We start from the raw sequence: 13,129 nt of genomic DNA on the forward strand, positions 1-13,129 counted from the left end.
GCTACCACACCCCCCGCGAAATGTTCGCTACCCTCCTCATCGACGACCTACACCGCGTTGCGACCACCCCCTGATCTCGCCGGCCGACATCCTCCCCACTTCGGGTCGAGGGGGTCAGCGGGCGGGGAGTTGGCCTTGGGTCAGGGGGGTGAGGGCGTGGGCGGTGGCGCCGAGGGGAGTGGCGGTGTGCGGGAAGGTCGACGCGGCGATGGTGCAGCCGCCGGCGTCGGGGGCGATGGTGGCCTCGCGGAGTGCCTTGTCGATGGCCGGCTGGAGGTGGCCGGCGAGGAGCCGCTGCAGATGGTGCTCCGGACGTACATCGTCCAGCAGCAGCCGCTGCCGACCGGCGCCGGTGGAGTGGCGAGCGGCGTCGGCCTGGGCATGGCTCCCGCGCCCGGTCTGGCCATCAAGATGGCGATCGTGGTGATCGCGATCGTGCCGGTCCTCCTGGTCTACCCGTTCATTCAGCGGCACTTCACGAAGGGCGTCATCATCGGCGCAGTGAAAGGCTGAGCTCATGACGCGACTTTGGTACGGCGGCGACTACAACCCGGAGCAGTGGGATCCGGCGGTGTGGAAGGAGGACGTCGACCTGATGCGTCAGGCCGGCGTGAACCTGGTGACCGTCGGGGTGTTCTCCTGGTCGAGCCTGGAACCGTCCCCGGGCCGATACGAGTTCAGCTGGCTCGACCGCGTACTCGACGTGCTGCACGACGGCGGTGTGAGCGTGGATCTGGCCACACCCACCGCGTCGCCACCGCCGTGGTTCAGCCGGCTCCATCCGGAGGCGTTGCCGGTCACGGCTGACGGCGTACGACTGACGCATGGCAGCCGGGACACGTACTGCGCCTGTGCGCCGGCGTATCGGGAGGCTGCTCGGGGAATCACGCGGGCGCTGGCCGAGCGGTATCACGATCACCCGGCCCTGGCGATGTGGCATGTGCACAACGAATACGGAACGACGTGTCACTGCTCGCTGGCCGCGGAGCGTTTCCGCACGTGGTTGCGCGAGCGGTACGGCTCGCTCGACCGGTTGAACGAGGCGTGGACGACGGCGTTCTGGAGTCAGGGGTACGCCGAGTGGGAGGACATCCAGCCGCCGCGGAAGACGCAGTACCTGGTGAATCCGACGCAGTTCCTCGACTACCGGCGGTTCTGGTCCGACGAGTTGCTGGCGGCGTATCTCGAGCAGAAGGCCGAGCTGCGGAAGGTCTCGGAGTTGCCCGTCACGACGAACTTCGTCTTCGGCGGCTGGGTGCCGGTGAACCATGCGCGGTGGGCGGCGGAGGTCGATGTCGTTGCCATCGACCACTATCCGGATCAGGTCGGACTCGGCGCGGAGGAGCAGACCGCGTTCGGCGCCGATCTGGCCCGATCCTGGGCCGGCGGGAAGCCGTGGCTGCTGATGGAGCAGGCGGCGGGGACGCTCAACGACGGGCATCGGCTGCACCCGAAGGAGCCTGGGCGGATGGCGCGGCACAGCCTGTCCCATATCGCCCGTGGTTCGCAGGGTGCGCTGTCCTTCCAGTGGCGGGCGTCTCGCGGCGGGGCGGAGATGTACCACTCGGCGATGGTTCCGCATGCCGGTGCGGACAGCAGGATGTTCCGGGAGGTCGTGGAGCTCGGATCGGTGCTGCCTCGGCTTACCGAAGCGGCTCAGAGTGAGGTCGTCGCGGACGTCGCGATCCTGTGGGATGTCGAGTGCTGGTGGGCGATGCAAGGAACGCATCTGCCGTCGTCGTCGCTCGACTACCTGACCGCGGTGCGGACTGCACACCGGCAGTTCTGGCGCGCCGGGGTGACGGTCGATTTCGCGTCACCTGCCGCGGATCTCTCGTCCTACAAGATGGTTGTCGTCCCCACTCTGTACGTGGTGAGTGACGAGGCGGCAGCGAATCTGGCCGCGTATGCGGAGCGTGGCGGCCGGCTGGTCGTCGGGTACTTCAGCGGGATCGTGGATCCGGATCTGCGGGTCCGGCTCGGCGGGTATCCGGGCGCGTTCACGGAACTGCTCGGAGTGCGGGTCGAGGAGTTCCATCCGTTGCCGGCCGACGGCGAGGTCGCGTTGTCGTCCGGCGGGCGCGGGCGGCTCTGGAGCGAGGACGTGCAGGCGGTATCGGCCGAGGTGGTCGATCGGTACGCCGGCGGAGTCCTGGACGGGAAGCCGGCGGTCACGCGTCGCGACGTCGGCGCGGGATCGGCCTGGTACGTGTCGACCGAGCTGGATGACGAGACCGCCGCGAGATTGCTGGGCTTGTCGGAGTCGCCGGTGGAGATCGTTCGGAGACGGTCCGGCGACACCACGTGGAGCTTCCTGTTCAACCACGGTGACACGGAGGTCGTCGTACCGGCTGATGGGAGCGAGCTGGTCGTCGGCGAGCTGCCGCTGCGGCCTGGTGGTTATGCGGTCGTGCGGTCGGTCTGACGGGCCGGGCAGGTGCTCCCGCGCGCGGTGAGCGTGGGCGGGAGCAGGGTCAGCTCGGGTACGTCGCCGCCCGCGAGCTTGGTGATCAGCGACTCGACCGCCTGATCGCCGATCCGCTCCGCCGGAATGGTGACCGACGACAGCTGCGGTACCTGTCGCTCGGCCACGTCGTCCGCGCAGATCGCCACCAGCGACATGTCCTCGGGCACCCGGCGGCCGAGCCGGCGCAGGACGTCGAGGAGCGGGCCGATGATCGGCTCGTTCTGGACCACGAGTCCGGTGATGTCCGGGTGGTCGTGGAGGAGCTGCTCGACCGTGTGGAGGACCGCGTCGAAGGTGTGCTCACAGGGCGTCTCGACCCCGAACACCCCGCGCCGCTCGGCCGCCTCCGCGAACCCGGTCAGCGTGCGTTGCGCGAAGCCGGTCTGCCGTTCGTACACGGCGGACGGCGTCCCGAGCAGCGCCAGCGACCGGTGGCCGAGGTCGGCGAGATGCTCGACGCAATGCGCGCCCGCGGCAACGAAGTCCAGGTCGATGCAGGTCAGCCCGTCGGCGTCGTCCGGGTAGCCGATCAGCACCGAGGGCATCGGCAACTCACGCAGCACCTGGACGCGCTCGTCGTGCAACTCGACGTCCATCACCACGAGGGCGTCCACGAGCGAACTCTGCGCGACCCGATCGAGTCCGTCCGGACCCTCGTCGGCGGTGAGCAGCAGTACGTCGTGGTCGTACCGGCGGGCCGTGGTCACGACCGCGGTGGCGAACTGCATCATCACCGGGACATGCATCCCGGTGCGCAGCGGGATCACCAGGGCGAGCACGTTGGACCGTTGGCTGGCCAGCGCCCGGGCGCTCGCGTTCGGCCGGTAGCCGAGCGCTCGGACGCTGCGCTGTACGCGGTCGCGGGTGTCGGTCGAGATCGACCGCTTCCCGCTGAGCACATAGGAGACCGTGCTGGTCGCGACCCCGGCATGGCGGGCGACGTCCGCGATCGTGACCATCGTCGTTCCCTTCGTGTGGTTCCCCCTTTCTACCGCAGTCGAAGCGCTTCGACTAGCCCGCGCTTTCGACACGCACGAGGCGTTTCACACCTAGCCCAGCCGGATGATCCGCGCCGACGGCTCGGGCAGGCCGGTTCCGACCGTGAGCTTGTCGCCGGACCAGGTGTAGGCCCAGCCGTCGGTAGCGCTCGGGAAGAGCGGCGTGATGGATGCCTCGGGGAGGGAGAGGGTGATCTCGGCCGGGCCGGCGACGCGATGCCACAGGCCGATGTAGTTGCCGAGTCCGAGGACGACCCATTCGTCCTCCCAGTCCGGCAACCCGAGCGGCCAGTGCGGGACGAGGGTTTCGAGATCGTCGAGTACGACGCGATGCGCGGCGACCGCGGATCGGACCAGCTCGCGCTCGGAGTCCGTCATCTGGTTGAGGTGGCCGGAGAGGTAGAGGCGGCCGAGGATGCCGTTCGCCAGGGCGAGCGTGAACTCCTCCCGCGTGGTGCCAGTGATCGGGTAGGCCCAGTGGCCGGCCTGTTCAGGCAGGACGGCGGCCGGCGCGGCCGCGGTGATCGTTGGGTAGAGCAACGGGTGTTGCTGGTCCGAGGTGGATTGCAGGTGCAGCCGGGACAGCATCGCGTAGTCCATCCGCATCGCGCCGGACGCGCAGTTCTCGATCAACAGGTCGGGGTGCCGGGTCTGGACCGCGTCGAGCCAGTCGAGCAGTGCCCGTTGGTGTTCGAGAAGTCCGTGGCCGAGCGACGTACCGCCTTTGTCCGTGCCAGGGCCGGTCATCGTGTTGTTGTCGAACTTGAAGAAGCCGACGCCGAAGTCGGTGATCAGCCGGTCGACCGTGTCGTCGAGGTGCTGGCGGGCCAGTGGGTTGCGCAGGTCGAGCAGGTAGCGGCCGTGTTCGGCGACGCGGATGCCGTGCCGGGTGAGGAACGCGTCGTCCGGGAGTTCACGGGCGATCGGTGCGTCGACGCCGATCACCTCCGGCTCGAGCCAGAGGCCGGGCACCATGCCGCGCTGGTGGATCCGCTCGATCACCTCGCCGAACCCGTTGGGGAAGCGCGTGGTCGACGGCTGCCAGGCGCCGACCGTGCTCCACCAGTCGCCCTCGGCGTACCAGCCGGCGTCGATACAGAAGTAGTCCGCGCCGACCTCGGCCGCCGCGTCGATGAGCGGGAGCAACTTCTCCGTCGTCGGGTCGCCCATCAAGGTGTTCATGTAGTCGTTGAAGATGACCGGCATCCGGTCGTCGACCGGCCGCCGCTTCCGCAGCGCGCGACGCTGGCGGGTGAGTGCGGCGAACGTACTGTCGCGATCGGTCCCGGCGACGAGCGAGACCGGCACCGTCGTGAACGGCTCGTCCGCGGTCAGTCGCACGTTCCACTGGTGCTCTTGGTCGGTCGGGCCGCTCAGCAGCAGGTAGCCGCCGCGCCGGTTCTCGCCGAGCTCGTAGTGCCACGGGCCGTTGTGCTCGATCTGCCAGCCGAGCGCGTACGACGTCCCGACCAGGACCCCCACGGGCAGTCGCTCACCACTCGACCACGACCCGGTGCTGGTCACGGCGTGCCGGCTCTTCGAGACGGGGTAATGCGGGTCGCGAACGATCTGCGGTACGCCGCCCGAGCGTAAGGACCGCACAGACCAGCGGTTCTCGGCCATCCAGTCGTGGGCCGCGGAATAGAGGTCGGCGTCGACGGACTCCAGGCCGACGACCAGGGACGACAGGAAGTCCAGCACAAGTTCGCCCGGTCGGGTCAGCGAGGCCTCGGACCACGCGCGGACCCCGGCTCGTGCCTCGAAGACGCTGGTCACGCGGAGCCCGGTGTCGGCGTCCTCCTGCACGATGCGCAGCGTGGAGCCGGTGTCCTCGTGGCTCACATACCGGAGGCGTTTGCCGAGGATCGTGTCGACATGGCGGTTGGTGCCGGGGGAGCGCCCGTACCCGATGGCCGAGACCTCCACCAGCGGTTGCGGTGTCTCAGCTGAGGCTCCGGTGGTCAGCCGCACCGGTCCGTCGTCGATGGTGAACGTCAGGGTCAGCTCGGGCGTGCTCCACTCGAGGTGCATCGATAAACCTTAGCTGGCTGGCCGCGATCCCGAGTAGCACCAGCCCGAGTCCGACCACCTGTCGGACAGTGAGCACCTCGCCCGACACGAGGACGCCGAGCAGTACGCCGGTCACCGGGTTGAGCAGCCCGATCAGCCCCACGGTCGCGGCGCTCAGGTGACGCAGGCCGGTGAACCACGCCGTGAACGCGAGCGCGGTCGCGACCAGTCCGACGTACGCGAAACCGGCGAGCGCCGGTCCGTCCAGGCTCGGCGGGGTTCCCTCGAAGATGACCGCGAACGGGACGAGCACCAGACCGCCCGCGATCAGTTGCCAGGACGTTGTCGCGAGCGGACCGTCGGCCCGGCCCCACTTCTTCGCCAGGACGTATCCGCAGGAAGACATCGTCAAAGCGGCGACCGAAGCCGCGACTCCGCGCAGATCGACCGCCTGCGATCCCGCACCGAGCAGGAGGCAGACGCCGGCGATCCCGGCCGCGGCCCCGGTGAGCACCTGCATGGTCGGTCGCTCGGAGAGCAGTCCCCAGGCGAACAACGCCATGGTCAGCGGCGACGCGGACATGATCGTCGACGCCAGGCTGACCGGCAGCAGTTGTGAGGCGAGGTAGATGAGCGCGAAGAACGCGCCCATATTGCAGACGCCGAGCAGCAGGGACCGCCACCACCACACTCCGCGCGGAAGGCGCCGGGCCAGGCAGAGCAGAAGTACGCCGGCGGGCAGTGCGCGCAACACGGCGCCGTACAGCGGATAGCCGGTCGGCAGGTACTCGTGGGTGACGAAGTAGTTCGTGCCCCAGGCCACCGGTGCGATCGCGGTGACGAGTGCCCAGCGGAAGGTATTTTCCATGGAAACTACTATATCTTCCCAGGAAGATATAGTGAACGGCGTGACCGATGATCATGTGGCGAGGATCCAGGCGGAGTGGCGGAGCGAGCGGCCGGATGTCGACACCGGCCCGCAAGGCGTGATCGGCCGGCTGCACCGGATCGCGAACCACCTGACCGGTGAGCTGACCCTGCTCTATGCGAAGTACGGACTCTCGGAAGGCGAGTTCGACGTCCTCGCGGCGCTGCGTCGCGCAGGTGCGCCGTACGAGCGGGCTCCGGGGGAGATCGCGCTGCACACGATGGTGACCACCGGCGCGGTCACCAAGCGCGTCGACCGGCTCGAGCAGGCCGGGCTGGTCCAGCGGCGCCGCAGCGATGCGGATGGCCGGGGTCGCGTCGTCCGCCTCACCCCGGCCGGACGTCGGTTGTTCGACCAGGCCTTCACCGCCCACATGGCCAACGAGGAACGCCTGCTGGCCCCGCTCGACCCGGCCCAACGTGCTCAGCTCGAGGAGCTTCTCACCACGTGGCTCGGGGACCTCGAGCCGCCGAGCTGAGGAGTTCCGCTCCGGTTGTTCGGAGAGTCGTCGCCGCCTTACGGTCCGATCCGAACAGGCGCGATTTTGTGGTCTAGATAACAATTCTGGCTGGCGATGCAACCTCTGCGGCGGTTCGGGACATCTATGGAGTAGCTGGGGGGTGCTTGCCGGGCAAGCGATCCAGCCGAACACAGGGCTGCCGGTCGCGGTGGTCTGCCGACCGAGGGGAAATGACTGACGTGCAGGACTTTTCCGGCACCGACATCGCGGTGATCGTGCCGTGTTACAACGAGGCCGCAGCGGTCGGGAAGGTCGTGTCCGAACTCCAGGCGTCGTTGCCGACGGCCAATATCTACGTCTACGACAACAACTCCACGGACAACACCGCCACGATCGCGGCGGCGGCCGGCGCGATCGTTCGGCACGTGGCGCGCAAGGGGAAGGGCAACGTGGTCCGCCGGGCCTTCGCCGACGTCGAGGCCGATGTCTACCTGCTGATCGACGGGGACGACACCTACGAGGCGGCGCGGGCGGCCGAGCTCGTCCGCGTCCTGCTGTCCGGTCCGTACGACCAGGTCATCGGCGTCCGGAAGCACTCGAACGTCGCCGCCTACCGGCCCGGCCACACCCTCGGCAATCGCGTGCTGACCGGTGCCGCCGGCGCGTTGTTCGGCCGGGAGATCACCGACATGCTGAGCGGTTATCGCGCGTTCTCGCGCCGGTACGTGAAGTCGTTCCCGGCGCTGTCGCAGGAGTTCGAGATCGAGACCGAGCTGACCATCCACTCGCTGCACCTGCGGGTGCCGGTGGCCGAGATCCCGGTCGGCTACAAGGAACGGCCCAGCGGCGGGGAGAGCAAGCTCCGCACCTACCGCGACGGCGTGCGCATCCTCCGGTGGATCCTCAGCTTGACCCGGCTCGAGCGGCCCACGCTGTTCCACGGCGCGCTGGCCACACTGCTCGGCGTGGTGGCGCTGATCCTCGGCGTGCCCGTCGTACTGGAGTATCTCGACACCGGCCTGGTGCCGAGGTTCCCGACCGCCATCCTGGCCTCGTCGATCGGGCTGGTCGCCATCCTGATGCTGGTGCTCGGCTATCTGCTCGACGCGGTCGGCCGCAGCCGGCAGGAGGCCGCCCGGCTGACCTACCTCAGGCACCCGGCGCCGGCCGTCACCGCAGAGGTACGACTGCCGATCGAGTCGCCACAGGTTGTTCGCCGATGAGGCTTGCCCCGACTTTCGGCCGTCGGCACTGGCCGGTCCCGGTCGCCGCCGCGGCAGCCGGAGCGACATTCGTGGCGAGCGGAATCATCCGCGGCACGTACCCGTTCGGCGAAGGTCACCGGAGCACCAACGACCTCGGTCAGCAGTTCGTGCCGATGTACGCACACTTTCGCGACATCGTCACCGGTCAGGCGCCCGGCGATCTGCTCTTCAACTGGTCGAGCGGCTTCGGCGTGCCGTTCCTCGGCGACCTGATGGCGTACGTCGGTTCGACGCTGTCCTGGATCGCACTCGTGCTGCCCCGCGATCGGATCGACCTGGCGCTGTTCCTGGTCGCCGTGGCCGCGATCGCGCTCGGCGCCGGCGCGATGACGGCGTACCTGCGCCGGCTGCGTCCGACCGGACCTGCCTGGCTGGCCGTAGCGGGCGGCGTCTCGTACGGCGCTTGTGCCTGGTCGATCGACGACGCGGCGTACATGACGGTGTGGCTGAACGGCATGGTCGCGTTCCCGGTGATCTGCCTGCTCTGCGAATGGATCCTGCGGCGCCGGTCGGCCACGTCGTTGCTGGTGACGCCGTTCGTCGTCGCGCTGCTGTGGACGTCGCACTTCTACACGGTGTACATGGCAACCATCGGCGCGGGCATCGTCGTCGTGGCCCGCATCCTGTCGTACGACGCTTTGGTGTCCTGGCGCGATCGTCTGATCGCCGCAGTGCGCTGCATAGTTGCCGTGGGCCTCGGTATCGGGCTGGCGGCTCCGTTGCTGGTGCCCACGTTCCAGGCGATCCGCGCCGCCCGGCCGAGCCCGAAGACAACGTTCCAACCGCACGACGCGGTCGAGTTCCTGTCCCGGCTGCTCCCTGGTAGCGAGGGCGTCGGAAGCAGCCCGGGACTCGCAGTCGGCACGCTGATGCTGCTGCTCGCGCTGAGCTTCCCGCTCAACCGGGCGATCGCGGTCCGCGAGCGGGCCGTGTGGTCCGTACTGGTGGCGTTGACGCTGCTCAGCATGCAGGTCCGGTTCACCCACGAGGTCTGGCACGGATTCGACTCGCCGAACGGTAGCCCGTTCCGCCAGGCGTTCGTCGTCGCCGGGATGCTGGTGATCATCGGCTGGATGTCGGCCGCGTCCGGACTGCGATCCGTGGTGAGCGTCGCCGTACCGGTCGGGCTTGTCCTGGTCTTGTACGCCGTGACCTGGAACGTCCGCTACATCACCGGCACCACGCACATCGCCGTACCGATCCTGACTGCCGTTGCCGTGCTGGCGTGGCTGGCGACCCGCCGGCCGGCGCCGGACTGGGTCCGTCGCGGGGCGGTGGCGTTGCTGGTTGGCGCCGTACTGGTCGAGGTGACTATGTCGGCGGTCGCGATCGACGTGGCGCGCGGGAAGATCCTGAGTGCGGCCGCGCCCTGGGGGGAGGAGCACGACGGGCTTCGCTCGCTGGTGATGTCCGCCGACGACTGGCCGCTGCATCGGGCGGCGCCCGGGGCGGAGGTGTCGGTGAACGATCCCATGTTGATCGGCGGCCAGGGACCGCAGTACTACTCGAGCACCATCCCGGACGACATCTCGCGGGAGCTGGTCGGACTCGGGTTCGGGTACAGCTCCTACGGGCGAGCCACGGTGGATCCGCAGAACCCGGTGGTCGACGCGGTGTTCTCCGTCCACGCCCGCGTGGTGGTCGACTCCGGGGTGGACGACGCCGCGAGGCCGCCACGACTCGCGACGAACGATGGTGTGGCGCCGCTGGTCACCGTGCGGTCGATCAAGGCGTGGACTTCGTCGGACCCGGCGCCGTACGGGTTGCAGGAGAGCGCGCTCGGTGCCGACGTCTACACCGTCCCGGCGCTGAAGCCCCAGCAAGTGCCGGGAGTGAGTGTGTCCGACCGGCAGGGGAACCTGTTGATCGTTCCGGTTGCCGGAGCCGCGAAGCCGGTCGAGGCGCGATTCGTCGCCACGTGCCGTCCCGGGGCGGAGGCCTATCTCGCGGCGCCTACCTTCGTCGGTGAAGTGCTCGTCGACGGGTCCGGCTGGCAGACGGTGCTGGATCCGAAGGCGAAGCGGCCGGGGGTGTACTCCGGTGCACCGATGCGACGGCTCGGGACGGTCGGCGCGGACGGCGTCGTCGAGTTGGCGGTGCGGGTCCGGGGACCGGCACGGCTGCCGGCTTCGGCCGTCGGTTGCCTGGATCATGGGCTGCTCACCGCGGCCGTGGGGCGACTGAACGCGAGTAAGCCGGCCGCGGTGAGCGTCGGCGGCCACAGTCTCGACATCCGCCTGAATCCGGGAGCCGCCGGGACGGTGGTGATCGGTGTGATCCGTATTCAGGGGTGGCGATGCTCGGTCGACGGCGGGGCTGCTCGCTCACCGAGCGTGCGCGCCGGCCTGATGGCGGTGCCGGTCGGTGCAGGCGCTTCGGACGTGTCGTGCGTCTACCGGCCGGTCGGCACACGCATGGGCCTGGCCGTGGGTGCGATCGCTCTCATGGGCCTGGTCCTGATCGCGGGTGCACTGCTGCTCACTCGCCGCCGCGCGGGTGGGCGGATCGCGGCCCACGGATGACGGCGCGCGGGGGCTGCTTCCGGACTGGTCCAGCAACGGGTGGGTAACCTCTCCTGGTCGCCAGGTGAGCCGATAGGAGATGATGCCCACCGTGACCGGACCACGTACCCAGGACGCGCAGGACCGGCAGACGCCATCGGAGGTCGATCCGGCCGTCGCCGGGCTGACCGTTGGGCTCGGTGGGCCGATCGGGCGGTTCGCCCGGCTCAGTTCGTCCTGGTGGACGCCGCTGCGGATCGCGCTCGCGGTGTGCACGATCACCTTCGGTCTCGGCGTACTGCAGAAGGCGCCGTGCATGGAGGCCGGGTGGGACCGGCAGAGCTGGCGGCCGTTCAAGGCGCTGTGCTATTCCGACATCGGGTTCCTCTACCAGGAGCGCGGGTTCGCCGAGGGCAACCGGCCGTTCCTGGACACCGGCAACTACCCCGTGCTCGAGTACCCGGTGCTCACCGGCGGATTCATGGAGGTCGCGGCGCAGCTCACCTGGCTGATCACCGGTGACCCGAAGAAGGACCTGACCGTCGAGCAGAAGCGCGACACGGCCGGCGTGTTCTTCGTGGTGAACGTGGTGCTGTTGTTCCTCTGTGCGCTGCTCGTCGTCGGCCTGACGGTCGCCACTGCACGTGGGGTCGAGTCGCGTCCGGGTGCGGCGCGTGGCCAGCCGCTGGACGCCCTGTACGTCGCCGCCGCGCCGGTACTGGCGTTGACGTCGACGATCAACTGGGACTTGTTCGCGGTCGCACTCACGGCCGGGGCGATGTACGCGTGGTCACGCGGCAGACCGATCTGGTTCGGCATCTTGCTCGGGCTCGGGACGGCGGCGAAGTTCTACCCGTTCCTGCTGCTCGGGCCACTGCTGATCGTGTGCATCCGGGGCCGCAAGCTGTGGCCGTGGTTCCAGGCAGCGGTGGCCGCGGCGGTCGCGTGGGGTCTGGTGAACGCGCCGATCTACCTGCTGGCGAAGAACGAGTGGATGTCGTTCTGGACGTTCAACGACCAGCGGGAGAGCGACTACGGCTCGATCTGGTACGTGCTGAAGCTGGCCAAGCACGAGGTCGCGGACGTCAACCAGCTGAACATCGTGATCTTCGCCGGACTCTGCCTGTCGATCGCGATCCTCGGGTTGATGGCGCCGCGCCCACCGCGCTTCGCGCAGTTGGCGTTCCTCGTGGTCGCGGCGTTCCTGCTGATCAACAAGGTGTACTCACCGCAGTACGTGTTGTGGCTGCTGCCGCTGGTGGCGCTCGCGCGTCCACGGTTGCGGGACTGGCTGATCTGGCAGGCGTGCGAGTGCTTCTACTGGATGCTGGTCTGGATGCATCTGGCCCAATTCCTGGCACCGGGCAATCCGGAGATCCCGGACCGGATCTACTGGTTCTCGGTGATCGTGCGGATGGCCGGCACACTCTGGCTGATGCTGATGGTCGCGCGCGACATCCTGCTGCCGGAGAACGATCCGGTCCGCCAGGGTGATCTGGTCGACGATCCGAGTGACGGGGTCAGCCCCGGCGCCCGGGCCCGGCTCGCGCCTGCCTAGAGCATCAGCTTCGCGACATCCAGGTTGCCGCCGCTGACGACAGCGGCGGTGACGCCTTCCGGTCGAAGGCCCTGGATGAGTGCGGCGAAGGGTGCGGCGGCCGCCGGTTCGAGGGCGAGCTTGGTGCGCGACATGACCAGTCGCGTCGCCTCCAGCAGCGCGTCCTCACTCACGCGTAGGACGCTGTCGACGTACTGCTGGATGAGCGGGAAGTTGCGCGTGCCGCAGACCGGCGCGGCGAGCCCATCGGCGATCGATCGGGCCGTCGGGAGCTTCTGCGGTGACCCGGCCGCGAGGCTGCGGCTGACCACGTCGGCCTGCTCGGGCTCGATGCCGATCACGCGGATCTCCGGCTTCACCAGCTTGACCGCCAGCGCGACGCCTGAGATCAGCCCGCCGCCTCCCACAGGGACGAGCACGGTGTCGATGTCGGGGCGATCCTCCAGCAGCTCCAGCCCGAGGCTGCCGTGGCCGGTGATCACGTCCTCGTCGTCGAACGGGTGGACGCCGGTCAGCTTCCGCTCGTCCCGGATCCGCTCGTACTGGGCCATCAGGTCGCCCTCGACCAGCTCGACAGTGGCGCCGTACCCGCGGGCCGCGTCGATCTTGGCCGGTACGGCGGTCCTGGCCATCACCACGGTCGCCGGGACACCGGCGTCCCGCGCGGCCCACGCAAGCGCGCCGGCCGCGTTCCCCGCCGAGACGGTGATCACCCCGCGCTGCCGCTCCTCGGCACTCAACCGGAGCAGCTTGGTCAGCAAGCCGCGCACCTTGAAGCTGCCGGTCTTCTGGAACAGCTCGGCCTTCAGCACGAACTCGCCGCCGAAGCGTTCGTCCAGCGCGGTCGAGGTGAGGACCGGCGTCCGGTGAATCCGGCCCTTCAGCTGGTCAGCGGCCTGGCGAATGTCCTCGAGGGTCGGCATACCGCCGACCCTATCGGTC

Annotated in this window: 10 protein-coding genes; 6 read left to right on the forward strand and 4 right to left on the reverse strand. The window is 69.0% G+C overall.

Annotation, left to right across the window (positions count from 1 at the left end):
* The first annotated feature begins 186 nt into the window (after positions 1–186).
* Together ACXC9Q_RS07870 and ACXC9Q_RS07875 are read left to right on the forward strand one after the other, a co-directional pair.
* Complete coding sequence (locus ACXC9Q_RS07870) at positions 187–513, forward strand: hypothetical protein (RefSeq protein WP_457055816.1); 327 nt, start codon at positions 187–189, stop codon at positions 511–513.
* A gap of 4 nt (positions 514–517) precedes the next feature.
* Positions 518–2,425 carry a beta-galactosidase gene (locus ACXC9Q_RS07875; protein ID WP_457055817.1) on the forward strand — a complete coding sequence of 636 codons (1,908 nt, stop codon included), beginning with the start codon at positions 518–520 and terminating at the stop codon, positions 2,423–2,425.
* Here the strand turns inward: ACXC9Q_RS07875 and ACXC9Q_RS07880 are convergent.
* The 3 genes from ACXC9Q_RS07880 to ACXC9Q_RS07890 form a co-directional block, all read right to left on the reverse strand.
* Positions 2,401–3,426, reverse strand: a complete 1,026-nt coding sequence (locus tag ACXC9Q_RS07880) for a LacI family DNA-binding transcriptional regulator (RefSeq protein ID WP_457055818.1) — start codon at positions 3,424–3,426, stop codon at positions 2,401–2,403. The genes ACXC9Q_RS07875 and ACXC9Q_RS07880 overlap by 25 nt on opposite strands.
* A 90-nt stretch (positions 3,427–3,516) precedes the next feature.
* Positions 3,517–5,496: a glycoside hydrolase family 36 protein gene (locus ACXC9Q_RS07885; protein ID WP_457055819.1), complete on the reverse strand. Its 1,980-nt coding sequence runs from the start codon at positions 5,494–5,496 to the stop codon at positions 3,517–3,519.
* A complete protein-coding gene (locus ACXC9Q_RS07890) occupies positions 5,408–6,343 on the reverse strand; it encodes a DMT family transporter (RefSeq protein WP_457055820.1) in 936 nt (311 codons plus the stop codon). Before ACXC9Q_RS07890 ends, ACXC9Q_RS07885 begins: the two co-directional genes overlap by 89 nt.
* Before the next feature lie 40 nt (positions 6,344–6,383).
* On the opposite strand from ACXC9Q_RS07890, the gene ACXC9Q_RS07895 reads away from it, so the two are divergent.
* The 4 genes from ACXC9Q_RS07895 to ACXC9Q_RS07910 all read left to right on the forward strand — a co-directional run bounded on the left by ACXC9Q_RS07895 (position 6,384) and on the right by ACXC9Q_RS07910 (position 12,187).
* Complete coding sequence (locus ACXC9Q_RS07895; protein ID WP_457055821.1) at positions 6,384–6,881, forward strand: MarR family winged helix-turn-helix transcriptional regulator; 498 nt, start codon at positions 6,384–6,386, stop codon at positions 6,879–6,881.
* Between the two features lie 212 nt (positions 6,882–7,093).
* Entirely contained in the window at positions 7,094–8,086 is a 993-nt protein-coding gene (locus ACXC9Q_RS07900) for a glycosyltransferase (protein WP_457055822.1), read from the forward strand.
* Entirely contained in the window at positions 8,083–10,650 is a 2,568-nt protein-coding gene (locus tag ACXC9Q_RS07905) for a YfhO family protein (RefSeq protein WP_457055823.1), read from the forward strand. Before ACXC9Q_RS07900 ends, ACXC9Q_RS07905 begins: the two co-directional genes overlap by 4 nt.
* An 82-nt stretch (positions 10,651–10,732) precedes the next feature.
* Positions 10,733–12,187: a glycosyltransferase family 87 protein gene (locus tag ACXC9Q_RS07910; RefSeq protein WP_457055893.1), complete on the forward strand. Its 1,455-nt coding sequence runs from the start codon at positions 10,733–10,735 to the stop codon at positions 12,185–12,187.
* Here ACXC9Q_RS07910 and ACXC9Q_RS07915 read toward each other — a convergent pair.
* On the reverse strand, positions 12,184–13,110 hold the full coding sequence (locus tag ACXC9Q_RS07915; protein ID WP_457055824.1) for a threonine ammonia-lyase: 927 nt from the start codon (positions 13,108–13,110) through the stop codon (positions 12,184–12,186). The two genes, ACXC9Q_RS07910 and ACXC9Q_RS07915, sit on opposite strands and share 4 nt — an antisense overlap.
* Positions 13,111–13,129 lie beyond the last annotated feature (19 nt).

This window comes from Kribbella sp. CWNU-51 (genome assembly GCF_054073265.1).

Bases quoted from the DNA above. Each gene is read 5' to 3' on its own strand.
- ACXC9Q_RS07875 (WP_457055817.1), top strand. From the start codon at position 518: ATGACGCGACTTTGGTACGGCGGCGACTACAACCCGGAGCAGTGGGAT.
- ACXC9Q_RS07880 (WP_457055818.1), bottom strand. From the start codon at position 3,426: ATGGTCACGATCGCGGACGTCGCCCGCCATGCCGGGGTCGCGACCAGC.
- ACXC9Q_RS07885 (WP_457055819.1), bottom strand. From the start codon at position 5,496: ATGCACCTCGAGTGGAGCACGCCCGAGCTGACCCTGACGTTCACCATC.
- ACXC9Q_RS07890 (WP_457055820.1), bottom strand. From the start codon at position 6,343: ATGGAAAATACCTTCCGCTGGGCACTCGTCACCGCGATCGCACCGGTG.
- ACXC9Q_RS07900 (WP_457055822.1), top strand. From the start codon at position 7,094: ATGACTGACGTGCAGGACTTTTCCGGCACCGACATCGCGGTGATCGTG.
- ACXC9Q_RS07905 (WP_457055823.1), top strand. From the start codon at position 8,083: ATGAGGCTTGCCCCGACTTTCGGCCGTCGGCACTGGCCGGTCCCGGTC.
- ACXC9Q_RS07910 (WP_457055893.1), top strand. From the start codon at position 10,733: ATGCCCACCGTGACCGGACCACGTACCCAGGACGCGCAGGACCGGCAG.
- ACXC9Q_RS07915 (WP_457055824.1), bottom strand. From the start codon at position 13,110: ATGCCGACCCTCGAGGACATTCGCCAGGCCGCTGACCAGCTGAAGGGC.